Genomic DNA, 25460 nt, shown 5'->3' on the forward strand with positions numbered 1-25460 from the left:
ACAGTGTGATACAGACTTTTCTTGTCTTCGTCCGATTGTTATATATGAATAGCCCAAAGGACTTAAAATCTATCAAATAAGTTAAGCTTAAATAAAAATTCCCGGGCAGAAAAACTGCCCAGGAATTCGAAAACTTGTCTTTTGTTACTTCGCTGCTACGGTTAGCACAGCCTTCTTATTGCCGGCAGTCAGATCCAGCGTGAAAATATAGGTCTTACCTGATTCTAATACTTTACCAGATTTGATGCCCAGATTACCAGAATCCCGACCGTTATTGCCATTCCCAATAAATACAATATCACTTGTTGTAGTGACGTCCGCACCTCCAAATTCACCACCCCATCCTTTTTGATGGAAAAATTTGAAGTTGATGTTATCAGAATTTATAGACTCTGCGGCCTTAACCGTTATCTGATATTTCTTATTACCTAACGGAACCAAACAAAGCGCCTTATCTGTATTCCAGCCTACCTGATTACTGGATACCTTAGGTTTTCCAATTCCTTCGCCAATAATCCAGACGCCACCAGTTCCGTCATCCTGTAGTTTTGCCAAATCATTGCCTGTCATCGCCTCAACCACAAAGTATTTTAAGTTAAAGTCTGCGGTAACACGGTATTTTCCAGTTGATCCTTTAAACGATAGGGTTCCATCGGCCGCTTTGGTAAAGAAATCTGGATCGATCCACCAATCTTGCAGATCCGCAATCCCTTCAAAAGCCGTCGTTTTCCCTTGGGTCAGCTCGAGTTCAACTTTAGCATGTTTATCATCCAGTCGACTAAACTGCGATCCATTGAGTAGTACAACAATAAACGGAGAAGCCTGAAATGTCAATGTATTAAATTGAATCGGATATACACCAGAAGTCGAATTCGAGAATGGAATTTCGGCAGTAGAACCGAAATTAATAACATTATTGACCCAACCAAAATTCATCGCATTGCCTTGTCTACCTACTTTTGGCGCTTGAATATAGCCTTTTACCTCAGCTGCAAAATTTTCTTTTGCCGCATATTGGTTGCGCCCGACCTTTTCCATGCGATAGGACTTGGATTCTGTGACTAAAGTCAAATATGGGAAGTCGGGTCTGCTCAGATTAATATCAAAAGATTGTTCCGTTATTTTTTGGCTAATATTCTGTAGGACAAACTTAAGGGTTGCTTTTCCATCGGGAATATCCTTCAGGAACGGAACATAAATTTTTCCAGCATAGTCTCCATTTTGTTTGGTACGGATAACGGTTTCTGTTACCTTGTCGTCTGTAAAATATAACTGGGCTTTAACCGTAGAGAGTGCAACTTCGTTGTCGGAAACATGTACTTGGAATTCTAGGCTATCCCCAAAATTTGCGGATGAGATAGGTGATTTCAATTCGATTTTAGGATCCCCTACCTGATAGGTATATTTTTCATCCTTTTTACAGGAACTCACTGCGCTAAGAGCAGCAGTTCCCAAGAGTATATTGATGAGATATCTTTTCATTTGTTCATAATTTATGCGCTATCAATGTGATAGCGCTTAGGGTTTATCGTCCTCCAATTAATAAGTCCAACGGTAAGAAACAACCGACTTAGCTGGCACATCATAGCTAAAATGATGTTTACCGTCTGCGACGGTAATTTTACGGCTATCTCCAGACTCGTTTAACAGAACCACAGCATAGGTTCCATCTGTATTTTGAAACGCCGTATAAACTAAGCCTTCGGCAGTATATCCAGAGGTGCCAATTCGTGTCGCTCCTGATTTGACCACTGAAGAAAGATGGCCAACAATATAATAGTGCGAATTTCGTGTTATATTTTTATAATTCGCCTTACTGATATCTACAGCTCCATAACATGTCTGACAGCCGCCCTCACGATTCGGTCCTTTTTCGGTATCCAACATCAGATTCCAGACAATGACACCCTTACTCCAATTATTAACTGTGCCAATGGCGACTTCACGCATATCTTCCATCAAACGTTTTTCAAGGTTTCGGCCATCATTCCATTCCCCAATGGATGTTTCTGTAAATACCAGTTCTTTATCCGGACGTTGATTATGGATATCTATTAGCTCCGCTTTATCACCACCATAGTTGTGGTAAGCTGCTCCCGCAAAGAATGCGGCTGCTGCCGGATCGTTATAGATCTTCACAGGGTAATCAGTCTGATCAGCAATATCATCATAGTTATAATTATGATCAAACGCATAGATTTTTGTCGACAGGTTTGCTGCTTTTAATTGTGGCCCTAAAGATTGTTTTACAAAAGCTTGCTGTTCTTGCCATGACATATAAAGCGACGCAGAGTTCTTCCTATTCAAAGGCTCATTTTGAACAGTGATGGAATAAATATTGATACCTTCTTTCTTCATTGCCTGGATCCATTGCACGAAATACCATCCATAATCCTGATAGTATTTTGGATTTAGCTGTCCGCTAGTCCAGGAATCAAAAGGCTTTAGATCAGTCAGGTTGTTCACCTTCATCCATTTCGGTGGAGTCCATGGTGAGCCCATGATTTTTATAGATGGATTGATAGCAAGTATCTCTTTAAGTACCGGAATGATATATTGGGTTTCTTCCATCTGCATACCGAAATTTTCTTTCCCTTGCTTGTCCCAGCAGGTGTATTCACTCAACGAAAAGTCAGAACATCCAATAGCAATACGAATGTAATTCATGCCCATCCCATCTTTATCGGAAAAAGTCTCTGTAAGAAATTTTGTTCGATCTTCCTTACTCATTTTCATTAAATTATAGCATGTGGAACCTGTAATTGCTGCGCCAAAACCATCCATTGTCTGAAATTTCTTCGCTGGATCTAACGTGATTGTGTTGGGCGACATATTAAATTTGGAACTAAAATCAACAAAGCGTTTTCCAAAATCCAAAGACCGACTGCCTGTCGTGGTAAAAATGGTAACATCACCACTTTTTTTAATATCTTCACCTTGTGAAGGTGTATAGCTCTCACGGTTACAAGATGTTGCCGCCACGAGACAGGACAACAAGAATGTATATATCATAGTATTTTTATTATTGCGTTTCATCTGTTAGTTTTTTTTACCGTCCATCGGAAGGGACTTCCCATTGTTAAATCAATTAATAGCCAGGATTCTGAACGAGGTTAGGGTTCTGATCAATTTTTGGTTGCGGGATCGGCAAGCGGTAAGAGTTTTTTGTAAAAGGGTATACCTGCGCTTTTCGCCCAGCATCTTTTGCATAAACAGCATTCATAACTGACTCTACCTTGTCTAAGCGCACAAGATCAAACCAGCGCTGTCCTTCGAAGGCCAATTCCAGTCTACGTTCTTTCAAATAAGCATCCAATAAAGCATCTTTATTGGAACGTACCGCTGAAGATAATTTAGGCAATTTAACACGCGTACGGATTTTGTCTATAATGTCGGCAGCTCCAGATAAATCTGATCCCTGCTGAATTAATGCTTCTGCTTTCAACAGCAATAGATCAGCGTAACGAAGCTTAACAATACTATTAAATGCAGACCGCAACTTAAACATGAATGGATAGTTATTTGAAGGATAATAATTACTCCAGGTTGTGGAATAATAAACGATCGATTGGCCCAAACGAATTTGATCTCCCTCGTTCGTATAGGTCTGTATCAAATCCCGCGACGGAGTTACCCATTTTGCCCAGGTAAAGTTGTTATCATAATTGGACAAATCACGTCCAAACATCCAGGTGGCCCAATTACCGCCTCCTGCTGTAAACTGTGCTTCTAAAATAGATTCTTTCGTATTCCGTTGCGCAAGATCCGTATTGCTTGCGTTCATCGCATACAAATCTGAGTAATTAGCATTGAGGTCAAAGCCATCTGCAGTCAGGGCATCAACAAATTGAACGACTTTACCATAATCCCGAATTGGCTTTTCGGCATAGATCTTTGCCAACATAGCACGCGCTACAGATTTAGTAAATAAGGTCTTATTGCCGTTATTGTTGGCTGGTGCATCAGCCAATCCATCTAGCAGATCTTTTTCGATCTGCTTATAGGCTTCTTCTTCGGTGGCTTGTTTTGGAAAATACTGTGGATAAACTTCATTGACATTATCTCCCGTAATATCGGGTGCAATGGTGGTAATCACAGGGATCGATCCAAATATACGGACCATATCAAACATGGCCAATGCCCTGAATAGTTTTGCTTGTGCCTTATACGTTCTAATATCTGTATCGCTCAGCGATTTATCGGCGACACTATCCACATAAATGATCAAGCGATTTGCGCGTCCAACGTCTTCCAGGTATCTTCCCCAATCGCGGTCAACAACAGAATTAGATCCTTCAATAGAATTGTTCTCAAAAGGCAGAACTTCAGCTCCTGTCGTTCCAGCATAGGAATTGTCGGCGTGAGAATCTCCGATCAAGAGCAGGTCGAGATACCAATGCTCTTGCCTGTCTTTCATCTGTTGATATATTCCAGCCAGATAGGTTTCCACCTCGGCCCTATTTTTAAAAACAACCTGTGTTCCTGTCTCTGTTTTACCCTGACTCACATCCGAATAATCCGAAAGCGGATCACGATTTAGCGAACAGGCAAATAAAAACAAGGAGCCCGTTAGCAAAGAAAGTGCGTTACTTATATATTTTTTCATGATACAGACAATTAAAACTCAATATTAAGACCTAGAACAAATGAACGATTCTGCGGATAGGTTCCCCAATCAATACCTTGGATTCTAGCATCGGATCCGCCAGAATATTGGTTTACTTCGGGGTCCATGCCCGAATATTTTGTCAAGGTAAATAAATTACTTACAGATAGATAAGGCTGAATTTTGTTGATACCAATCCGTTTCAGCTTTTCAGGCGCAATAGAATAACCCAAAGAAACATTTTTCATGCGCAGATAACTACCATCTTCGACGAAATAGGTTGAGTTTTTCATATCGAAACCTGCTTTTGGAACATGCGTAATCTGTCCAGGTACCCGCCAACGATCCAATACCACCGTTGTTTGATTGCGACCGTCATACATGCCCTCTGTTTCCATACGGCTGGCATTGAAAATATCATTGCCATAAGTCCCCTGAATGAATATACTGAGATCGAAATTCTTATAAGAGAAGCTGTTTGTCATACCGTACACAAACTTTGGAAGCGGATTACCGATATAGGTACGGTCACTTGATGAAATCTTACCATCGTCATTCAGATCACGGTACATGAGTTCGCCCGTTTCAGGATTTACACCATCTGATAGATAACCGTAGAATCCTGCAAGTGATCTCCCCGGCTCATTTTTTACCACAAAGTCATTGACATAATCGTTTGTCTTGACATCATAATACACCTGTTGTAAATCCAATTGCTGTAGTTTATTTCTGTTGAAAGAAATATTAAAATCTGTGTTCCAAGTTAGATTTCCGGTCAGATTCTTTGAATTCACCGCAAATTCAAAACCATGGTTGTTCAGGCGGCCACCATTTCTCTGGATCGTGTTTGCTTGCTGTCCTGCAGGCAGACTTGCATTCATTAACAGGTCTTTGGTATCCTTGTTGTAATAATCTGCACTGACGGTTAATCTATTGCTCAACATGGTGATATCAAAACCGATGCTGGTGGTACTTGTAGTTTCCCAAGTCAGGTCTTTCGCTCGTAAGATTGTTGGTTTGTTGATATTGGGCAATGAATTTTCTTTTCCTTCGACAAACCACTGTTGACGCTGGATACCGCTTAATTGCAGATACGCATAATCGCCTAATCCGTATTGGTTACCCGTTTGTCCCCATCCACCGCGAATTTTAAAATCATTAATCCAGGCAATATCTTTCATAAAGTCTTCCGAAGAAATTCTCCATGCAGCCGAAACCGATGGAAAATATCCCCAACGGTGTTCTGGGCTAAGCTTCGACGAACCGTCTGCACGCATATTCGCAGTCACTAAATACTTGCCATCATAATTATACATGGCGCGAGCAAAATAGGACATAATTCCCCAGTTTGAGGCCGTAGATCCTGTTCTGTCCCAAGAAATCTTATTGGCAGCATTCAGTGTTTCAATGATGCCATTGGCATAGTTTGAGCCAAAAATCTCACTTCTAGCGTACTTAGAATCTGTCCAGGAAGAACCACCCATTGCCTCCAGATTATGCTTACCATAGCTTTTGCTATACGTTAAGATATTATCCCAGGTCAATACGGTGTTTGTATTGCGCATGTCGGAGGCCTCACCAAATTGATTTCTTCCCCATGCTGTGGTCCAAGGATCCAGGAAGGTAGTCATGATGCCCGATCTTCGATCGAATGAAAACGAAGTTTTCCAAGTGAGGTTGGGCATAAAAGAAACCAATGCACTTCCTGTGGCGACAATCCGATTTTCTCGGTTATTATTATTTTTTGTCCGCGCTAAGTTTTCCAAAGGACTGGTAATGTTGCTGATCCCATAGAAATTATTATAGAATCGATCCGGATTTGCCAGATCCCATACCGGGGCATAAGTGGGTGTGGTAATGACCGAGGTAACAACACCGCCACGATTGGATCCCAAGCCCGAGGTAATGCCATTATCATTGTTATCCGAATAATTGATATTCGCATTGACCTTTAACCATTTTCGAACCTGATTGTCAATATTAGCACGGAAATTATACCGTCTAAAGAACGAGCCTTGTAATGTCCCTTTTTCATTCAAATAACCGCCGCCCAAATAGTATCGGATTTTCTCATTACCATCCGAAATTGATATTTGATGGTTTTGCTGAATACCTGTTTTGTAGGTCTCTTTAAACCAGTCGGTCTGATCCAACAATCCTTCCGGAAGGTTGACTAGGCCGATCTCATCCTGTAAATCTTTGTATTGGCTAGTATTTAAAACCTGGACAGTGTTATTGACAACATTGGCTGTCCATTGTGTTCCAAGCGTTATTTTTGCTTCACCAGCTTTACCGGACTTGGTTGTTACTAAAATCACGCCATTCGAACCTCGAGAACCATAAATGGCGCCGGATGAAGCGTCCTTTAGGATTTGGATATCCGCGATATCATTTGGTGACAAGAATTTAATATCCTCAACTGGAACTCCATCAACGACATACAAAGGAGTCGTATTGCTATTAAAAGACGTTATTCCGCGAATTTGTATTTGAGGTGCTGCACCTGGTTGACCACTCGGCTGAATAACAGTTACCCCGGCCGCTTTTCCTTGAATAGCTTGGCCAAAATTAGTAACGGGTCTCTTCTCTAGGTCTTTGGTAGAGACAGAAGAAATTGCGGTCGTCACGTCTTTTCTTTTCACACTACCATAACCGATTACAATGACGTCTTCAAGCACATTGGTTGACGAATTTAATTGGACCACCATGGTATTATTGGCAGGCACTTCTTTGCTATCGTAACCAACAAATGTAAATTGGAGTGTACTGCCCTTAGCAGCCGAAATTTGAAAACGCCCATCCCCGTTACTGGAGACTGCATTGTTACTTCCCTTCTGTGTAATGGTTACTCCAGAGAGTGGTTTCTGATCGTTGGCATCCAGGACACGTCCACTGATTTGGATCCGGTCTTGTGCAAACACCACATTCATCAAAGTGAACAGGAAAGCCAACCCCATAGAAAAGGTAACTTTTCGTGTAAAGTAAATCATATGAAATAAAAAATTGGTTATTGTTTCATCTTTTGGTTATTCCAAAATGGCAATGAGTTTCCCCTGCTTCATTGCTCAAAACAAAACTAAGGTCACCTTGATAGAGAAAAAAGAGCGAGTACTTAAAAAGTACCTATTAAAAAACTCAATACCCTAATAATAAGAATAATACGAAAAATAGCACGCTTTAAAAAGTACCTAAATAAGCTAAATAAAGCGATTGATCTACTGTGTTTCGGTATGGAAACGTGGGTCTACGCACGGTCAATTACCGCAATCTGGCAGACGGCAGCTTCAAAGGCGTCCCGATTTCCGGCAGCTTTATTACGTACCTTTGTTCTATAATTATAAACAGTCCGAAGAGAATAACGCAGGAAGCTTGCAATCTTCACCGAATCATCAATGCCCAATCGAATTAAGGCAAAGATGCGAAGTTCGGTATTTAATAGCTCGGTCTTTTTGGGGTGTATCTTCTCGTCCTCCTGAAGCAAAGCATTGAATTCATCAACAAAGGTCGGATATAGGTTTAAGAAAATACGATCAAAATTAACATACAGTTGCTTTACCTCCCGTTCTTCCATTTGTGTTGACTTCAACTGCTCACGAAGAGCATCCCACTGTTGATTTGTAGCCCTCTTTAATAAAGCCTTTCTAATATCTTCCATTTTATCGATATAGCTGGAGCACATATCAAAAAATTGAGCTATATATTCTTCTTTGATGTGGTTGGATTCCGATAATTTAAGATTAGTCTGATTGATTTCATTATTTAATGATCGAAGTTGCTGATTTGTTGCTGACAGCTGTGATCGTATTCGTCGCAAATGTTGCACCTGTCTATAAATAATAAGGAGCGCAATGATGACGCCAATCAATAAAATACTGACGATAACGACTAAGCCAACCAACTGCTTATTTTGACTACTGATTTTCTGCTGATAGGCTGCATTGATGATAGGGTATGAAGAGGTGCCTTCGATAATTCGATACCGGACTTTACATAACATCGCATCGTCAATTGCCTTTTCAATAAACTGAAAAGCTCTGTCAAAATCTTGCTGATCATAATATGTTAGGGCGAGGTCGTGAAAAGATGCGTTGTCCCGATTAGCCATTTCAATATCAGCACTCGCCGATATGGAAAGATAATAAATCTGACTTTTTACATCCTTCTCATACTTATATATGAGTCCCATAAAATACGCTATCAGGGCACGCTGCTCAACATCCTTCTTGTTTTCGTTCCAAAGCATTAACAGTTGTCTTTTAGCATCCTCACGATTACCGTTGAACAACGTTTTTATGGCGATGGTGGTACGATATTCCAATGAAGACTTTGGCAGTACCGTCAACAATGAATCACGATACTTTTCACTTGCCTGATAATACTCTGATCGATTATTACTCTGACCATAATGGCTATAGAAAGAGCTGTAGGTATCATAATACTTTGCCAGAAGATTCCTGCCGAGATGAGCTGACTCGACTTGCTTCAATAATTGTGCGGCTTCGATGTATCGTCCGATGGTGGAATATACCCATGCCAAATCGAGATGGATTACTGCCTGTAAAGAGTCATTACCTAGCGGAGCCAGTTTTTGACACAGTAAAATATAAGAAAGCGCTGCGTCGGAATCAAATTTCTTATAATTTTCAAAGATTTCGTAGTTTTTCTTCAAAAATTGAGCAGGATTACTTTCGAGAGCTTTTGCTTCTTGTTTCAGTTTTTCCAGCTTATCTTCACGATTTTTGACGTAAATCTTTTGGTTGTCCATTAAATATTCCAAACGTTGTAAAACGCCAATACTATCCGAAGTCACTTGGGCAGATAGGTAAATACTAAAATGAGAGCAAAGTAGAAAAAGAAAGATGCGCTGCAACATACTAAAATCGGTTCAACATTCTGTGCCTAAACTACATAAAAATAACTACAAAACATACATGACTTTGCAGCAAGCATGAGTAATGAGAACAAACTGAATATTCTTTCTGCCCTATCACATGAAGGACTATCAAAAAAAAGAGGACGTCTCACGACGGCCTCTTTCCCTGACCTTTTTTGGGTCCAAGAATTAACAAGTTAATTCTTTATCGCATGAAAAATAGTTTTCCTATTGAAATAAAAAGCCTTATTGCCAGCCCCCTCCTAGGGCTTTATAGAGTAGAATCTGGTTTAACGTACTCTCTTTCTCCAGCTCCACTTTTCCAACTTGAGCTTCCAAAGATTCTTTCTGGGCCGTCACAACATCCAATGATGACACCCTCCCGGCAATAAACAGCTCTTGGGCAGCTTCAATAGATAATTCCAATGCCTGAACATGCTCATCCACGAAATTACGTCGCTTGACGATCGCCTCTTGCGTCATAATCACATTAGAAACTTCATTGTACGCATTTAAAACCGTTTTTTCATAGTCCACAAACGCTATTCCATAGTCTGCTTTAGCAATCTCATACTGCGTTTTAAGCTGTCTTTGGTTAAATAAGGGAAGTGTAATACCGCCAAAAAGATTATAAGCAATAGATCTATCCAAGTTGAATAGCTTGCCCAAGCTAAAGCTCTGTAATCCTACAAATGGACTTATTGCAACAGAAGGTAGAAATGCCAGACGTGAAGCTTCCTGGTTGTTTGAAGATGCAATCACCTTGAGATAGGCAGCTTTAATATCCGGACGTTGATTTACCAGGTCATCTGGTGTACCAAATTGCATGGCATGATATAAATCGGCATTTTCGGTATAAGTACTTCTTACAATCGGTTGATAAAAGCGTCCCAATAACCCATTGATATGATGTTCCCACAAAGCTATCTCCTGCAGTAACTGCTCCTTGGCCGCTTTGGAGTTGGCTAATAAGGCCTTAAATTGCTGTACAGATAGCTCCGTTGCATAACCAGCATCCTTTTTTACCTCAACAACTTCTAATGCATTCTTATGCAATGCAATATTCCGATCGTATACCTTTATTTTTTGGTCCAACGCTATCAGTTCATAATAAGCCGTGGCAATATTAGAGACCAACTCTGTTTCTAAAAGGCGCTTACCTTCCTGTTCAGCTAAAAAGCCAAAGTAAGCTGCTTGTTTTTGGCTCTTCAACTTTCCCCAAAGGTCAATTTCCCAGGAGGAGCGAAGTCCTATAAAATAATCTGGAATAAAGGGCTCAGGCAATTTTTCATCACTCTTCAGGTTTTCTGAAAAATTTGAATCATAGTTACCTATTCCCGATTCTGTATAATGTCCATATTTCCGTATTCCCCCTTCCACTGCAGCTTCAACGGTTGGCCCTAATGCCGCCTTACGCTGTTTAAAATAAGCTTGTGCAGATTCCAGTCGTAAGATCGATTGACGAATATCCATATTATTCAGCAAAGCAGAATCAATCAGAGAAATTAATTTTGGATCCCTAAAGATTTCCTTCCAGGACCTGCGGCCTACATTTAAACTATCCGGCGAGATGCTTTTGGAAAATGAAGCCGGTACATTTACTTTCTCCGGTTGATGCGCCTTTTTAGGCACCGAACAACTACCCAATAAAATAAGTGCGGCTATGACTAGAGAAGCCTGTTTGACAACGTGTTTCTTATTATCCTTCTTTGAGAATAAAATCACTAATCCGGGGATGACAAGAATCCCGAGTATGGTTCCGATAAGCATCCCCCCAACCGCAGCGGTACCAATACTCCGATTGCCCAATGCACCGGCCCCACTGGCCATCATCAAAGGAATCAAACCTGCTATAAATGCAAAGGAAGTCATTAATATGGGACGCAAACGTGCAACCGCTCCTTCAATGGAAGCTGTCACAATATCCATTCCCTGCTTATATTTCAAATTGGCATATTCCACAATCAAGATGGCGTTCTTACCCAACAAACCAATCAGCATCACCAATGCTACCTGCGCATAGATATTGTTTTCCAGTCCGAAGACTTTCAAGAAAATAAATGCGCCAAAGATCCCTGCCGGAAGACAGAGGAGAACCGGTAAAGGCAACAGAAAACTTTCATACTGCGCACATAACAACAGGTAGACAAATAGAAGACATAGGGCAAAAATATACAAAGCCTGGTTTCCAGAGATCTTTTGCTCACGGGTCATACCGGACCATTCGATACTATAGCCTTGCGGCAAAGAAGAAGCAATTTTTTCCACTTCGTCGATGGCTTGACCTGAGCTGAAACCTGCTGAAGACTGCCCTGTAATCATGGCTGAACTAAACATGTTGTAACGCGTGATTTGTTCAGGCCCATAAATTCTTTCCATGGAAATAAAGGCATTGTAAGGTACCATCTCACCTGTCTCATTCTTTACATATAGGCGCAATACATCTTCTGGGCGTTGGCGATATTCGGGGCCAGCCTGAACCATCACTTTATACATTTGTCCATAGCGAATAAAGTTTGTTGCATAAAGACTTCCCATCAAGGTCTGAAGTGTATTCATGGCATTTTCTACTGATATCCCCTTTTTTGCAGCCATATCGTAGTCAACCTTCAGCATATATTGCGGGAAGTTCACATCAAAGCTGGAGCTGATATCCTGAAGGATCTCGCTTTTTTCCATATCGTCCATAAACTTCTGCAGTACTTCGGCCGTTTTATTCAGATCCTCATTACCGCTTCGATCCAAAAGTCGCAACTCAAAACCCGACGAATTACCAAATCCAGGTACCGTCGGCGGGGGAAAGAAATCAATCTGTGCATCAGCAAAGTCTTTGGTTTTATCGCGTAGCTCCTTAATGACATCATCGACAGTCTGGTCCCGCTCTTTCCAAGGCTTAAGGTTAATCATACCCATTCCATAGGAAGCTCCTGATACTTCGGTAACTATACTATATCCGGACAAGGTCGAAACAGTTTCAACAACATCGAGCTTTCGTGATACGGAGTCAATTTTATCCAAAACGCGTTCTGTGCGGTCTACAGTTGCACCCGGCGGTGTCGTTACCGCAACATAGATCATCCCTTGATCTTCTGTCGGAATAAAACCAGCGGGTAAGATGGCACTACTGCCCCAAGTTGCGACAAAAAATCCTCCCAACAAAAGCAGTGTTAGTCCGCGTCGTGCACTCGTTTTTACCAAAATACCTTTATAGCCAAAGGCAGTTCTATCATAGATGTGGTTGAATTTTTTAAAGAAACGATCCAACCAGTTATTCGATGGTTTACGGTCATGTGGCGATTTTAGGAAAAGTGCACACAAAGCGGGCGTCAATGTTAAAGCGTTGATTCCCGAAATAACAATAGCGGCGGCGAGTGTCAGTGAAAATTGACGATAAAATATTCCGACTGGTCCTGAAAGAAAGGCTACTGGAACAAAAACAGCCGACATAACTAAGGTGATGGCCACAACGGCACCACCAACTTCTTTCATGGCTTCTAATGTCGCTTCCATAGGTTGGAGATGCTCCTCTTCCATTTTGGCATACACAGCTTCCACGACAACAATACCATTATCTACCACAATTCCTATCGCCAATACCAATGCAAATAAGGTCAACAGATTGATGGAGAAACCGAGCATCTGCATACAAAATAGTGCGCCAATCAAACACACGGGCACGGCCAAAATAGGGATAATTGTGGCTCTAAAATCTTGCAAAAAGATAAATACCACAATAAAAACCAAAAGGAATGCCTCTAATAAGGTTTTGATAACAGAAGATATTGAGGCATCCAAAAACCGCGACACATCATATCCCATCGTATAGGTCATGCCCGTCGGGAACTGGGTCTGTTTCAGCTCTGCCATCCGATCCTTTACACGCTGAATCACCTCCTGTGCGTTTGATCCGGGCAATTGCTTTAACATGATGGAAGCAGAGGGCCGACCATCGGTTTTGGATACCATTTCGTAATCTAATGAGCCGAATTCAACATCAGCAACGTCTTTAATACGAATAATGGAGCCATTGGCCGTGGCGCGAATAGGAACGTTAGCGTATTCCTCAATTTCAGTGAATTTACCTGGATAGCGCAAAACATATTGTTGCATATTACGCATTTTATCCGAGCTGATACCTGTTTGACCTGGCGCCGCCTCGATATTCTGTTTCCGCAATGCAGCAACTACATCCTCAGCAGAAATATTATAAGCTGCCATACGGTCAGGCTTAACCCAAACACGCATCGCATAGTCGCGCATCCCCATAATCTGAGCAAGTCCAACCCCCTCAATACGTTTCAGTTCCTTTAGAATGTTAATGTCCGCGAAGTTGTAAATGAATCTTTCATCTGCCGTTTCATCTTCCGTAAAAACATTGAGATACATCAACATGGAATTGACCTCTTTCTCTGTCGTAACCCCTGCTTTAATTACTTCCTCGGGTAGTTCATCCAATACTGTTGTCACGCGATTTTGTACGTTTACGGCAGCGATATCTGGATCCGTGCCGACTTCGAAAAAGATCTGAATCACTGTGCTTCCGTTATTGGTAGACACCGAGTTCATGTAAGTCATCCCTGCAACACCGTTAATTGCTTTTTCTAAAGGAATAGCAACTGCATTTGTACTTACTTCAGCATTAGCTCCTGTGTAATTGGCATTGACGACTACCGAAGGTGGGACAATATCCGGGAATTGTGTAATGGGCAAAGTAAATAAGGCCAACAGACCCAAAAGTGTAATAAACACCGAAATAACCAACGACAGTATGGGCCGTTTTATAAATGTTTCAAACATAATCTATCCTCCGCTACAATTTCCTCATTTTTGGATTAATTTTCATTCCACTCCGCAGTCCTTGCACTCCTTCATAAACAACTTTGGCGTTGGAATCCAAACCTCCGTCCACAATATAATAATGTCCTACACGCGGACCAGCACTAAAAGGTATCATTTTAACGGTACTATCTGCCTGTAGTGTGTACACATAGGTCTTATCCTGAATCTCAAATACCGACTTTTGATGTACAAATGTGTGCTCCCCTGTCTCCATAGGTACCGCGATCTTACCAGTTGCGCCGTGTTTTAGAATATGTTCGGCATTTGGGAATTGGACTCGAAGGGCAATGGATCCTGTATTGGCTTCAAACTCACTTTCAACAAGATGTGCAATTCCTTCATGTGGATAGAGTTCGCCATTCGCTAAAATTAATTTCACCGACTTTTGCGTTTCTTTGCCATTGAGCTTATCGCGCATAAGTGCTAGATACTCCCGTTCAGAAATATCAAAATAAACATTCACTTTGCTGAGGTCAGAGATGGTTGTAATCAAACTTCCTTCGGTCAAAAGAGAGCCCTCACGCAATAAGATACGGTCTATACGCCCGTCGAATGGAGCCCGTATAACCGTATAATCCAATCTTGTCTGCGCCTGATTAACCAACGCACGAGCTTCCTCTATTTTAGAATTGGATGCTTTTAGCTGAATCTTTAATAAATTATACTCCGAAGGGCTCACAATATTCTTGTCAACCAATTTTTGAGTTCGTTCCATCTCCAGTTTTATCTTTTGAGATTCGGCAATAGCATTATCATACTGTGCTTTGGCTTTGGCTAACTCTGATCGGTATTCCTCATTATTATATTTAAATAATAGCTGTCCTTTCTTTACCCAGACGCCTTCATCGACATAGATTTTATCCAAAAAACCATTCAGTTTTGAGCGAATCTCGACGTTTTTTAAGGCTTGAACATCTGCAATATACTCCTGATAAACAGTGGTGTCCATCACCATCAAAGATGCAACGGGTATATTTTTGAGTTCTTCTTTCTGATCAGCGTTAGCATTAGAGGAGCGGCATGATGCCAACATCCCAACCGCGCCAAGTAAAAGGCACAGTATCCGTAATTTGTTCATAGGGAAATAATCTTCTTTTTAGTGGTCACTATGGAATACCCAATCAATTTTTTATCCATGTAGGCGTTTACCGAACATGGGTATTTCATCAACGATAATAAAATGTTAAATTCTCTTGCTAGCCATTAAATTTCAATGACTGAAGGGATCATGTAAGCAAAGGGAACTACGATAACTTCATCAAGTATGAGGTGTACGCTATAACCTCGGTCGTATGACGCACAAAAACTGTCATACTTTTCAACTTTAATGAAATGTAGCTTTGATTGAAAAGATAAATAGAGAATAATTAGAATGGTCGAAACCGGTATAGGAATCGATAGTACCCCGGCCGACAGAGGGTTTTAGAACGGTAAAAAGGATGTTCGTGATCCTTTGCAAAGCATAAAGCGGTGAAAACAATACCGAAAACGAAAATGAAAATTGGCAACACTTGATTATTGACAGCAAATATGCGATAATCATCCTGCAACAGCACTTTTTCCTCATGGGAAGATTGAATAGGATCCAAATCCAATACATCATCTAAAAAATACTCCACAATAGTCTCGCCCGCATGCACAACCTGTCCCGTTGCCGACGAGAAAGAATCATACGTCAACAAATTAAGGTATGCAAAGAGTATTAACAAATGAAATATTTTACCTAACATATTGTAATTAAGAACGACAAAGATATGATTTTAAATACCCAAGATTATTGTATTCATGTAAAAAAACCATGACAGCCTCAAAATTAACTATCATGGTTTTCAAATACAACTCAATTTTCATCGATTGTTAAGAACTTTTAACGTTCAATGAAGTGCTAAATTTTCGTATAGATCAAGGATTAGCGAACTTACTGCTGTAGCAATTTTATCACTTATCTATCTTTTCACGACTAAAGGAATACGGAGCATCCGCTTTTTTTGTACCTCTATTTTTATTTGGGGCATCGCTCATTTTGAACTGAAGGTTGGCGCCCTGCACTAAGTCTTTATAACGGATATAATTCCTGCCATAAGGTTTTCCATTCCAGGAAAGTTGGTCTACATAGACCTGATCCCCCCCCTTTTGCTTCGCTTCAATCAGCACTTTTTTACCGTTCTCAAGACTTAGGGTCACCTTATCAAATTGCGGAGAACCGATCACATATTCTCCTGATCCGGGTGAAACGGGATAAAATCCCAATGAAGAAAAAACATACCACGCCGAGGTCTGCCCATTGTCTTCATCCCCACAATAGCCATCCGGTGTGGGCAAATACAGTTTATCCATTATTTTACGTACCCAATATTGTGCTTTCCATGGCTCTGCAGCATAGTTATAAAGGTAGGGCATATGTTGAATTGGTTGATTACCATGCGCATACTGTCCCATATTCATCACCTGCATCTCACGCATTTCGTGTATCATACCGCGACTCTTCATCCCCTCATAACTCGGAATAACAAATACAGTATCCAACATGGATACAAACGACTTATTACCACCCATTAAATCAATTAAACCTTGAGGATCGTGGAATACGCAAAAACTCCAATGCCAAGCATTTCCTTCGGTATATTCTCTCGACCAAGCACTCGGGTCAAAATTGGGAACGAATGAACCGTCGGCGTTTTTTCCGCGCATCAGTTTAGTACTTGGATCAAACAGATTTTTATAGTTCATTGCCCGTTTGGCATAAATCGCTGTCTCCGCCTTGGGTCTACCCAGCGCTTTACCAAACTCATAGATACACCAGTCGTTATAGGCATACTCCAGTGAGCGCGCTACATTTTGGTCGACCTTTACGTCGGCGGGGATATAGCCTAATTTGTTATAGTATTCGTAACCAAAACGGCCAGTAGAGGTATGTTTAGGATAGGCATTATTGGCACCATGTTTCAATGCTTCCCACAATAACTCTTTATCATATCCCTTCCGACCAGTAATTAACGCATCCGCAACAATAGATGCAGAATTGTTTCCAATCATCGATGCGCGGTGTCCTGGAGAAGCCCACTCAGGAAGATAGCCGCTCTCTTTATAAGCATTTACCAAGCCTTCTTGCATACGATCGTTCATAGAAGGGTACAATAAATTTAATAATGGAAATAAACTTCGGAATGTATCCCAAAAACCTGTATCTGTAAACATTTCTCCAGGTAACACCTGACCATTGTAGGGGCTATAGTGAATACGGTTACCACTTGCGTCAATCTCCGAAAAATCTCTAGGGAAAAGTGTTGATCGGTACAAACAAGAATAAAATGTACGCAGTCTGTCAATATTTTGGTCTTCAACTTGTACACGTCCCAGCACGTCATTCCACTGCGCTTTACCTTCGTCAACAACCTGCTGAAATGTCTTCGACTTAACTTCTTTCAAATTAATTTCTGCCTGTTCAAAACTTATAAAAGAGGAAGCGATCCGAGCAATGACTTTCTCGCCTCTCTTCAAGGAAGGAAAGCCAACGACTGCTCCGGCGTGATTATCCTGAATTTCCAATTCATCTGTTCTTATCGCGCCGCTTTTAACAGCAGCTTTGTAGGAGAAAGGTCTATCAAAGGTAATGACAAAATAATTTTTAAAATTATCCGGAACGCCGCCGCTATTCTTTGTTGAATAACCGATGATCTTATTTTCCTGAGGAATTACTTTAATATAAGAGCCCTTATCAAAGGCATCGATAATAACGTAAGCACTATCTGTTTTAGGAAAGGTAAACTGGAAGATTGCCGCTCGTTGCGACGGAGATAATTCAGTTGTTACATCGTGATCTGCGAGATAAACACTATAATAGTAAGGTTTTGCAATTTCGGCTTTATGTGAAAACCAGCTTGCTCGTTTTTCCTGATCAAATTGCGGAGTTCCCGTGACAGGCATGATTGAAAACTGCCCATAATCATTATTCCAAGGGCTTGGTTGATGGGTTTGCTTGAACCCTTTGATTTTATCTGCCGTGTAAGTATATACCCAGCCGTCTCCCATCTTGCCTGTCTGTGGTGTCCAGAAATTCATACCCCATGGCCTTGCGATCGCTGGATAGGTATTCCCGTTAGACAATTCATACTTCGATTCGGTACCGATCAGAGGATTCACAAAGTCAACCGGTGAGGACTGCTGCGCCATAGCTGTATGAATAGCGCATAGAAAAAGAATGCTACCTGTAAGTTTTTTAATATTAAACATATTTATGCTTTTGGGTTGAACGTTTATAATGCAAAAGGCTAAAACGTATTAGTAAATATAGGTAAGAAATTTAAATATAGCCGATTGACAAGCTATTTTTCACAAGATGGTTACAAAAAAAAGCGAACAGCCCCTATCACTCCAAATAAAATAGCCGCAAGATATTGTCTTTGTCAAACCAATACCTTACGGCTAATTTTTAAACCAATGAGCCTCTTGTCGCTAACAACCTCAACGAACTGTTGTCAATTTTTGGTGCTTACTTTGGTAGTTCCAAAAGCCTAAATTCACTTATTTGGAAATTTGACCCAGAGGATACCGCTTTTAAAACATACCTGTAATAACTATAAGGTTTTGCGTTCGTAAAAGAGAAATTAACGGACTTTCTTCTATCTGCTGAAGTAGTACCAAAGCTATAACCTGTGACCGTGTTTAATGTTACCCAAGTTTCTCCATTGTCGGATGCCTGTATTTCCCAATCTTTCGGATCTCTTTCCGGAGCATCATTTCCGGTTGTTATGGTATAACCATTGATCGTTTGGGGTTGATAGAATGCAAACTGCCAATACATACCGGGCTGATATCCACCGACAAAAAGTTTCGTAGTATTGTCGTTGTCGATTAATTTTTTCGAACCTTCGCCCGCATCAGGACCACTGGAATTGTCCTGAGAAATTCGAAAAGTATTGTCAATATTTGTCCAGTCTTTTACAATTCCCAGATCTGTCAGCATCTTTGTAATAACGATCTGCGAACCTTTCGGAGTTTTAACACGAAGTTGATAGGTCTCAAATTTACCGATTTCAATAGAAATATCTGCTTTTGCCTTATCAGAAACTTGCACATACTTATCTTTATCAGTCATCTTTGACCAAGTGACAGCCTGTACTGCTATGTCGCTGTCGTATGCCAAAATCAGCTTACCAGTTCCATTCTTTGTCGCATTGAATCGAATTAATTTTTCAGCATCAATTTTGATAACTTCTTCACGTTGCGCCCAATCTCCATTCTCGTTGAGCACTTTAAGTTTGACTGTAAAATTACCCGTATTTAAAAAGGTATGTTGTGGCGAAACCTTTGACGAGGTGCTGTCATCGCCAAAACTCCAGCGCGTTTCGCTATAATCCGTTGACTGATTTGTAAATTCAAAAGTAAAAGGATCATCCTTGGCAACCTGTTTTGTAGAGAAAGCTGACACCGGATTGGGTAGCTGAGGTTTTTCAACTACTACTACTTCCTTTTCTTTACTGCAACCTAGACAGGTAAACAGTAAAAGAATATAAAAACTGTATTTTACTAATTTCATCTTCATAAATTCATCGTTGTAATACCATGTGTTGCCTTACATCTATAAAAATTCAATCATCCTCCATTCAGAACATTGAAATAAGCTACTCCCAACATTTTCTGTAATATTTAGACGATAAAATTTGTAAATACCCGGCTTTTGGACATTAAATCTTCGTGTCTGAATTCTATTCGGGAAACTCTCATTTGTTCGTGTGTCAATCGTAACCCAGTTCTTACCATCTAACGATCCCTCAAGAAACCAGCTTTTTGGGTCACGCTCGATCGCATCATTTCCGGATGTAAGTGTATATGCCCCAATTTTCAGCGTTCGCGTGAACGTCAATGTACACTGCAGATCGCCCGTAAATGCACTTTGCAAAAATTTGGTACTCGTGAGGTCGTCCACAAATTTTAAGCTACCTTCACCCGCACTTGCACCACCATTATTATCCCGGTTTACCGATAGTGTTGCTTCTCCCGTTACATCAAATTCAACAACATTTGCGCAATCAATTAAAATCGTGGTATAGTTTTTCAGCGGATTGATCACATGCAGGGTAGGATCCTTTAAATAGACTGTTACAGCGAGAAACTTATCTTTATTTTTGGTAATAACATCCCAAGGAATCGATATATTGAAGGCCGCCGCCGATTTATTCCCCAGCACCTGCACGCGTGAAGGAAGTGCGTATTCATTTTCCTGTAAACCGATCGTATTCGCGGGAACCTTTTTCTGCGTTATCCAATTTGAAATTGAATCAGTTGTACCTCGCACTTCAACATAAAAAAATTTACTTGGAAAGGATGCTAACGAAACGCCGATTGGTATCTCGATTCCTGAAGGTGTAGTATTGTAATTGTTATGATCGCTTGCTAAAATAATATTGCCAGGTGAATTTGTTATCGAAAGATAATGGATATCTGTTGCTGTCAGCAAATTCTTTGAGTCCATCGTTACAATTATGCTACTGGGATTTCCCAGCTGATTACCTTTTCCAGGATTGGATAATTTATAGGACAACGCAAACTTCTTACCGTAAACACGTTCGATCTCTGTTCGCGAAATCGTTAATAAAAAGGAGGTGGTATCCGCACCATATTGAAATTTCACGATATTCGGAAAAGAAAATGCCGAATTGGGGAGTGTAACCACCTCTTTTAGTGTTCCTGATTGGATTAATTTGTTCACCGTATCGGTATTCAATTGAATTTCAACATCAAAGGTCTTTGACGCAGGACTACTCAATTTTACCTTCATCGGAACCTGTACATAATCATTTGTTTTGATCAGATCATTGCCTCCACCTTCAGCGATAACTTGAGCAGGAGCACCCTCCCGTAAATTAAACACCTCTAAATTATCTTTTGAACAAGCCAACAATTGACTTAAGAACAAAATGATCGTTGTATAATAAAATAGTCTTTTCATAATTCGCTTTTTTAAGATTATTTATCAACCCAAACTCGTCCATCTAACTGCCAATTCTCCTGTCGCGCAATTTGTAACCAGCTAAATATCTGAGCGGTTATATCAGTGTTTTTCGGTACTAACGTACTTATTGTTTCAACAGAAGGAGCACAAAGAAAATCATTCAGCTTAGAAATTTCATACGTGGAATTGCCCATCTTTAAGGTATTTCCATAAGGCCCATCGTCATAAAGTACACCATCAGTAACCGTTCCAACAATAGGCCAATTGGCAGCAAGATTCGGATAATAGGGATGTTCTTCACTTACTCCAACCTGACAATTATACTGCGTAATGACGGCCAAAGGCAAGGCTACTTTCCAAAATCGCACATCAGCCAGGTAGTAGTCACCTTGGTTCCAACTGCTTCCTCCATTTAAAAGCCCCAACCTAAATTTCGCTGGACTGCTAATCGTTCCCCACGAACTTATGTCCATCTCATTTCCCGGGAGACCGTTTGTATAGGTTTTCAAAATACGTTTACCTTCGCTTGTGAGGGCTCCGACTATAGTCACATTATTCCAGGTTGCGTTGTTCAATTTAGGACCATTTACCTCACCACTTCCGTTCGGGCCGCGCCCGTTGAACATCCAATAATCATCTTTAAAAGCCATTACCCATCCATTTGTTGGTGCACCTGATTCCCATTTCTCACGTTTGCCGATAAAAGATGGATAATTAGAAAATTTGTATGTGTTATTTGGCCCCTTATTCTTCTTAACTTTTAATTCAATGGTAAATTCTTCTTTATCACCAAGATCGAAAACAGGATTATCACCTTCGGTTAACTCTGCGTAGACACCGCCTTTAAATCTTAGAAAATCTCCCGAAAAGCGACTGCCCAAGTAAGGTTTATTGATATACCTTGAATTATATTTAGGTGAGTAAAAGATAGTGAAGGTATTCACATTTGGATTACTAAAAATTGTATTGTCATTCTGCGCAGGAGGAATTTCAAAAGGCCCTCCTTTACTCGAAGTGATGATAACCAGCCAGTTCTCTTTTTTAAAAGCTGGGCGTTGCACCAAGGCCTGAATAACTTCCCCTACCTGCTTATCGAAATTTTCTATGGCGGATTTATAAACAGCGCTGCTATTGTCATAGGCGCTGGCCTTTCCGGCCTTATCAACCGCTGTGAAATGGGCAGTCAACAAGGTTAATTCCGGTTGCTTTAACCCTTCCTTAACACTATTGACAACCTCTTCGTCGGTACTCTCCAACTTAGCTACCGCAACAGGAGCAAGATTTTCAACAAATAGTTTAGAACTGCTATAGACTTTGAATTCAGGGTTCTTCATATTTGCAGCGACCCTTGTATAGACTGTTGGAAAGGTCTGAAAATTATTGTTCTTAAAATTATCACCAATGACCAAATGTTTATTTTGGTTCACCCCAGTGATAATACTGGCTAGATCGGCGCCCATAGCAGTTGCATCGTCATGCTCCTCACTTAACGAAACCCAGGAATAAATCGAATGGTTGAGCAATCCATTCATCGTTGGAATATTTGCCGTCCGGACAGACTCTCCCCTTGCTCCGTCCACGATGAGCATGAGTACTTTTGGCTTGCCATATACTAGGTCAACGGTATCTTGTTGCCCCTCATTATCAGGCAACAGGCGTCCGAATTCATCATTACAGGATATGAGCATTGATAATATAATCAAAGGCATTAGCCAGCGGCCTATATTTTTAAAATTAGCTTGAGATCTCATCAGTTTAAAATTTAAGTTACTGTTCCAATTTAATTCGAATCAGATTATGTACTTCTTCATTATTAAAGCGGCTAAAAAAGCCCATTAAAAGTAATGCGCGTTTACCATCCTCTGTTTTTGTCTCAACAACTTTATTGATATAACCAGAGAAATAACCAGAAGAATTATAATCTCCATTCAATTCACCGTTCGGATTCAGGATCATAAAACCATTTCGGGCAATACTACTATAACGCGAAAAATCTCCAGAAACTACGATTAAACCGTCATTCAATTGCATCGCATAGAAAGGGTTTCCACCATCAAAGGTCTTCGCCTGAAACGTTGGGTCCACTGTTCCATTTGGATTCAACATGATAACTTTTATTGCCGATACTCCGTTATATTTACTGAAGTTTCCAACGACTATATATTTATTTGTTACACTATTGTAAGTAACCGAGGAGACATTGTAGTCGGCTCCAACACCACCTGGGTTAAATGTGGCGTCCAATGTTCCATCAGCATTCAATCGGGTGATATATCCTTTGGGTTGTCCATCGAACCTGTTGAAAGAACCATACACTAGAATTTTGCCTTTTAAGGCCCCACTGGTATGATATACAGTGGCTACCGCTCCATTTCCACCAGCCATTGCTTTGCCGTCTGCCCCAAACCTGAAGGACTTATCCAACGATCCATCTAGATTCAAACGGGCAACATGTCTGATTTCGGTACTATCTAGGATAATCGTATCCCTTGTTTCCAACCGATTGGGCTTATCATAAGTGCGATGGATGTAATATCTAAAATTCCCCGTTGCTAAAATTTTCCCCTCCGACTCGTATATATTGCCGATATTGCCATCAAACCCACCGTTAAATGTCGGATAATACTTCAACGTATCACTTTGCCCCGGGCGTCGGAATGGTTTAATGCCCATGGTATCAATCGCTCCGGTGGTGTAAATTCGCGTCAGATTGCTGATATCTGAATTTCGCTGTCCATATCCTGAAAAAGAACCTGCCAAAAAGTAATAATTCCCTAGTTTGAGAATGCTATTCAGCGAATTATTAGCGCCTGTACCTATACGAAAGCTTGCATCATACGTTCCATCTGCAAAAGTTCTGACGAGACGATTAATAGGCCGTATCGACCCTTTATTATTATAATTTGTAAATGACCCTGTAAAGATCATTTTACCATCTTCCAAAAAAAGAACATCAGAAACGGTATTATTTGTTCCTACCCCCACTTGAAAAGTCTGATCGATAGATACATTTCCTAAAACCGTAAATTGTGGCCCAAAAAATACAATATCGTCAATGGCAACAGAAAGCACTCCCGTACTGGCAAAAGGTGGAACTTTCAACTTTACATAATCTGCCGTTAGCTCGACAACCTGTGCTTTTTCGCCGTTAAATCGAATGATAGCCTTATCTTTATACTTATCCAAGCCTTTAATTCGCATGATGGTCTCGACTCCTGTTTTACCCGATTCGGGTTGCATTTTATCGGTTGGATTAATTTCTATACCCAATGGCGGAAGCCCCTCCTCGTATGGAGCTGAAAACATCTTATTATTCTTATTACAACCCCAAAAAAGAGCAATAAAGAACAATAGGGATGTATATTTCCAAATCTTATTGTACATAACTTTCATAATTTAAATTACAACTGCTTATTGCTATTAACGCTTACTTTCTAATATATCTAACAGAATATCACTCTGATTGAATCCAAACTGCGCTTTGGTATAATCAATTACATGGACAACCCCATTATCCGGCTGGATATCTGATGAGGCAACGGGACATGAACGCCAGTCGTTTGGCCGGCTGATATCTGGAATGTATGAAATATATAATTGTCTATATCCCATATATTTCAACCGGGTAATATTATTCTTGTCAGAGTCGTTTATGGCATCGTTATAGACAACACCTATGTTAGACACTGTATTTGCAAATGAGGTGTAATTTTGCCCTTTATAAACATTTAGCAAATCAAAATCAATTTGTGGATAATCCATCAATTTTCGCTTATTATTGAACATATAACGCAATAAATATTTACGCCAAATAGTACTATCTACGTCTGCCAATGTTTTGATGGTATCGCGCCCCAAATCATAAAGCAGCCAGTTCACGCTAGATTGATTGCCGGGCACATTTGACTTAGCTTGACCGATCATCTTCTTTATATTCTCATCTCTCGGGGCAAAAAAAGTAAATTCCTTGGTCTTAAAATCTTCTTCTAAACCTGCCAACCTAATAATTTTGGCAATCGAATCAAATTCCCGCGGTTTGGAATCCAGATAATCCATTATAGAGCCATCAAATTTTGCCTGTGCCAATCCACCATCTTTATAATATGCATCCTTTTTGCATGATACTATTGCAAACAGTAACATCGTTAGCGACGCATATCCTATTATCTTAGCTTTTCTCATAATAA

At 40.5% G+C, this 25460-nt stretch carries 14 protein-coding genes; all 14 read right to left on the minus strand.

Going from position 1 to position 25460, the window contains the following annotated elements; all coding sequences use genetic code 11:
• Positions 1–144: 144 nt before the first annotated feature.
• Positions 145–1482, minus strand: a complete 1338-nt coding sequence (locus tag B2107_RS03570; protein WP_293953182.1) for a DUF5125 domain-containing protein — start codon at positions 1480–1482, stop codon at positions 145–147.
• Positions 1483–1539: 57 nt separating this feature from the next.
• Positions 1540–3012 carry a glycoside hydrolase family 30 protein gene (locus B2107_RS03575; protein WP_293953184.1) on the minus strand — a complete coding sequence of 491 codons (1473 nt, stop codon included), beginning with the start codon at positions 3010–3012 and terminating at the stop codon, positions 1540–1542.
• Positions 3013–3088: 76 nt separating this feature from the next.
• Positions 3089–4606, minus strand: coding sequence for a RagB/SusD family nutrient uptake outer membrane protein (locus B2107_RS03580; protein WP_293953186.1), 1518 nt, complete (start codon positions 4604–4606; stop codon positions 3089–3091).
• 11 nt (positions 4607–4617) lie between these two features.
• Positions 4618–7563 carry a SusC/RagA family TonB-linked outer membrane protein gene (locus B2107_RS03585; protein WP_293953188.1) on the minus strand — a complete coding sequence of 982 codons (2946 nt, stop codon included), beginning with the start codon at positions 7561–7563 and terminating at the stop codon, positions 4618–4620.
• 287 nt (positions 7564–7850) lie between these two features.
• Entirely contained in the window at positions 7851–9479 is a 1629-nt protein-coding gene (locus B2107_RS03590) for a DUF6377 domain-containing protein (RefSeq protein ID WP_293953190.1), read from the minus strand.
• A gap of 246 nt (positions 9480–9725) precedes the next feature.
• The gene (locus tag B2107_RS03595) at positions 9726–14276 is read right to left on the minus strand and encodes an efflux RND transporter permease subunit (protein WP_293953192.1); all 4551 of its coding nucleotides are present in this window, start codon (positions 14274–14276) and stop codon (positions 9726–9728) included.
• A gap of 13 nt (positions 14277–14289) precedes the next feature.
• Positions 14290–15396, minus strand: coding sequence for an efflux RND transporter periplasmic adaptor subunit (locus B2107_RS03600; RefSeq protein ID WP_293953194.1), 1107 nt, complete (start codon positions 15394–15396; stop codon positions 14290–14292).
• A gap of 289 nt (positions 15397–15685) precedes the next feature.
• Positions 15686–16027 carry a hypothetical protein gene (locus B2107_RS03605; protein WP_293953196.1) on the minus strand — a complete coding sequence of 114 codons (342 nt, stop codon included), beginning with the start codon at positions 16025–16027 and terminating at the stop codon, positions 15686–15688.
• Positions 16028–16256: 229 nt separating this feature from the next.
• On the minus strand, positions 16257–18551 hold the full coding sequence (locus tag B2107_RS03610; protein ID WP_293953198.1) for a GH92 family glycosyl hydrolase: 2295 nt from the start codon (positions 18549–18551) through the stop codon (positions 16257–16259).
• A 259-nt stretch (positions 18552–18810) separates the two neighbouring features.
• Complete coding sequence (locus tag B2107_RS03615) at positions 18811–19863, minus strand: PKD domain-containing protein (protein WP_293953200.1); 1053 nt, start codon at positions 19861–19863, stop codon at positions 18811–18813.
• A 36-nt stretch (positions 19864–19899) separates the two neighbouring features.
• Entirely contained in the window at positions 19900–21270 is a 1371-nt protein-coding gene (locus tag B2107_RS03620) for a discoidin domain-containing protein (RefSeq protein WP_293953202.1), read from the minus strand.
• Between the two features lie 17 nt (positions 21271–21287).
• Positions 21288–23024, minus strand: a complete 1737-nt coding sequence (locus B2107_RS03625) for a DUF4983 domain-containing protein (protein WP_293953203.1) — start codon at positions 23022–23024, stop codon at positions 21288–21290.
• Positions 23025–23040: 16 nt separating this feature from the next.
• Positions 23041–24657, minus strand: a complete 1617-nt coding sequence (locus tag B2107_RS03630; protein ID WP_293953205.1) for a DUF5008 domain-containing protein — start codon at positions 24655–24657, stop codon at positions 23041–23043.
• Positions 24658–24693: 36 nt separating this feature from the next.
• Positions 24694–25455 (minus strand): fasciclin domain-containing protein, encoded by a 762-nt coding sequence (locus tag B2107_RS03635; protein ID WP_293953207.1) that lies wholly within the window; start codon positions 25453–25455, stop codon positions 24694–24696.
• Positions 25456–25460: the final 5 nt, after the last annotated feature.

The sequence above is a fragment of the Sphingobacterium sp. UBA7855 genome, from assembly GCA_002500745.1.
Classification (GTDB): domain Bacteria; phylum Bacteroidota; class Bacteroidia; order Sphingobacteriales; family Sphingobacteriaceae; genus Sphingobacterium.

What these genes read in the sequence shown, in the direction of transcription:
- B2107_RS03570 (WP_293953182.1), bottom strand. Translation starts at nt 1,482, where the DNA reads ATGAAAAGATATCTCATCAATATACTCTTGGGAACTGCTGCTCTTAGC.
- B2107_RS03575 (WP_293953184.1), bottom strand. Translation starts at nt 3,012, where the DNA reads ATGATATATACATTCTTGTTGTCCTGTCTCGTGGCGGCAACATCTTGT.
- B2107_RS03580 (WP_293953186.1), bottom strand. Translation starts at nt 4,606, where the DNA reads ATGAAAAAATATATAAGTAACGCACTTTCTTTGCTAACGGGCTCCTTG.
- B2107_RS03585 (WP_293953188.1), bottom strand. Translation starts at nt 7,563, where the DNA reads ATGGGGTTGGCTTTCCTGTTCACTTTGATGAATGTGGTGTTTGCACAA.
- B2107_RS03590 (WP_293953190.1), bottom strand. Translation starts at nt 9,479, where the DNA reads ATGTTGCAGCGCATCTTTCTTTTTCTACTTTGCTCTCATTTTAGTATT.
- B2107_RS03595 (WP_293953192.1), bottom strand. Translation starts at nt 14,276, where the DNA reads ATGTTTGAAACATTTATAAAACGGCCCATACTGTCGTTGGTTATTTCG.
- B2107_RS03600 (WP_293953194.1), bottom strand. Translation starts at nt 15,396, where the DNA reads ATGAACAAATTACGGATACTGTGCCTTTTACTTGGCGCGGTTGGGATG.
- B2107_RS03610 (WP_293953198.1), bottom strand. Translation starts at nt 18,551, where the DNA reads ATGTTTAATATTAAAAAACTTACAGGTAGCATTCTTTTTCTATGCGCT.
- B2107_RS03615 (WP_293953200.1), bottom strand. Translation starts at nt 19,863, where the DNA reads ATGAAGATGAAATTAGTAAAATACAGTTTTTATATTCTTTTACTGTTT.
- B2107_RS03620 (WP_293953202.1), bottom strand. Translation starts at nt 21,270, where the DNA reads ATGAAAAGACTATTTTATTATACAACGATCATTTTGTTCTTAAGTCAA.
- B2107_RS03625 (WP_293953203.1), bottom strand. Translation starts at nt 23,024, where the DNA reads ATGAGATCTCAAGCTAATTTTAAAAATATAGGCCGCTGGCTAATGCCT.
- B2107_RS03630 (WP_293953205.1), bottom strand. Translation starts at nt 24,657, where the DNA reads ATGTACAATAAGATTTGGAAATATACATCCCTATTGTTCTTTATTGCT.
- B2107_RS03635 (WP_293953207.1), bottom strand. Translation starts at nt 25,455, where the DNA reads ATGAGAAAAGCTAAGATAATAGGATATGCGTCGCTAACGATGTTACTG.